We start from the raw sequence: 1,712 nt of genomic DNA on the forward strand, positions 1-1,712 counted from the left end.
TTTGTGTCTACCTTACGTCGCAATGACGGATTTGAATCTTAAAAAAAACTCCGGGTTTCATCATGGACGAGGTTTAAATAAGCAAATAATAGTAGAGACGACCCGATGGGTCGTCTAAAAATAGGGACAATTTGTAATTGCCAATGCCAAAAATGTTACACATAACACAACCATAATTTTTTCTTATTCCAATCTTTACCCTAGTCAGCTTAAGTTTTATCTAGTCCTCAAAAAAACTGCCAAGATGAAAGTAATGAAAAACACCTAAACTTAATAAGTAATCAGGTCGCCATGCCTCTGGGCAAAATTATCAAGCTAATTACGGGAGGATTTCAAAAAAGAACTTCCGAGCCAGCAAATATACTGAAGTTGTCAGAAGTTGAAAAATCAATAGTCGAAGAACCAGTAGTCGTAAAATCAACCTCATTAATACCAATAGAGTCAGATAATACGACATTCGCGATGGTCGATAAACCACTCCTACGGAGTATCGCAACTGATAATTCCTTTTCTTCAACATTCTCGACAACTACATCTTCTGTAGACACACCTTTACCAATAATTTCACAAGGAAAAAACATGATTAATATTTCGATGCTGCAAGAAGAACTACAAAGCTTTGTTAGTGGAGCTTCTGACGTACAAGGTGCTGCCTTGGTGACTCCCGATGGTTTAGAACTCGCATCGGTACTTCCTGGGGGAATGGACGAAGAACGGACTGCGGCAATGTCTGCATCAATGCTATCACTAGGGGAACGTATTGGACGTGAATTAGCAAGGGGTGTTGTAGAACGTATCGTTGTCGAAGGTGAGAAGGGTTATGGTGTACTAGTTAGTTGCGGAAGTGATGCAGTACTACTTGTACTTGCAGGTACAGGAGTAAAACAAGGTATTTTGTTTTTGGAAGTTAAGCGAGTGGTTGCAAAACTAGCCCCTTTGTTGGGATAGTCAAAGCTGAAATAGCCAAAAATAGCCCCTACTCAGATTTTTGGATTGCTGAGTTTCAGTGAATTAGCATTTGATATTTCACTTCTTTTCATCTCTGATTTGAGGGGAGCAATTCATAAAAACAATTCATAGGAGTATGACAAATGTTACGTCCGACTTTGGGAGATTTTAGTAGCATCATCTGTTTTAAAGCTGCGATCGCAGGAATGGAAGATGCATTAGGTGACAAAACAACTGCGATCGCGCTCACCACAGCAGGTAGAAGTCGGGGTAAAAATTTGGCACAACAATTGGGTTTAGTCAATTCTTCAATATCTCTTGATGATTTAGCATCAAAGCTCTGCCATGCTTTGGGAAAGGATGGAACTTGCCTGTGTACAGTGGAGAAAATAGTAGATGAAGGTGATGTCATCAAAGTTTACACCAGCGAAACCTTATGTTCTGCGGGTGAACCTCAAGGTTCGGAACGTAAATGCACTTTTACCCTTGGTGCTGTGTGGGGAGCTTTAGAACAAGCATTCGGCAAACGCTTTCAAGGTAAACACACTGAGTCAGTATTACGTGGTGGCAGCCATGATGTGTTTGAATTTACTGAGTTTGGCAAGAGTAAATGATTAATGAAAATTAGGTAATAGATAATGCAATACTGCTCGGTTAAGGAAAGAAATTAGCTGTAACCCTTAGAGGATGTTTGAAAAGTACCCCGAAATGTCATGCTGAGGCACGTTCGCGTAGCGTGTCCCCTTGGGACTCAGCATCTCAAT

2 protein-coding genes are annotated in these 1,712 nt (G+C 40.5%); both read left to right on the forward strand.

Annotated elements, in window-relative coordinates; translation table 11 throughout:
- Positions 1–291 precede the first annotated feature (291 nt).
- Entirely contained in the window at positions 292–948 is a 657-nt protein-coding gene (locus CK510_RS34520) for a roadblock/LC7 domain-containing protein (protein WP_095725078.1), read from the forward strand.
- Positions 949–1,091: 143 nt separating this feature from the next.
- On the forward strand, positions 1,092–1,562 hold the full coding sequence (locus CK510_RS30045; protein WP_095725079.1) for a hydrocarbon-binding protein: 471 nt from the start codon (positions 1,092–1,094) through the stop codon (positions 1,560–1,562).
- The last annotated feature ends 150 nt before the right edge of the window (positions 1,563–1,712 follow it).

The organism is Brunnivagina elsteri CCALA 953 (assembly GCF_002289455.1).
Lineage (GTDB): Bacteria > Cyanobacteriota > Cyanobacteriia > Cyanobacteriales > Nostocaceae > Brunnivagina > Brunnivagina elsteri.

Coding starts and splice junctions, on each gene's coding strand:
- CK510_RS34520 (WP_095725078.1), top strand. CDS start 292: ATGCCTCTGGGCAAAATTATCAAGCTAATTACGGGAGGATTTCAAAAA.
- CK510_RS30045 (WP_095725079.1), top strand. CDS start 1,092: ATGTTACGTCCGACTTTGGGAGATTTTAGTAGCATCATCTGTTTTAAA.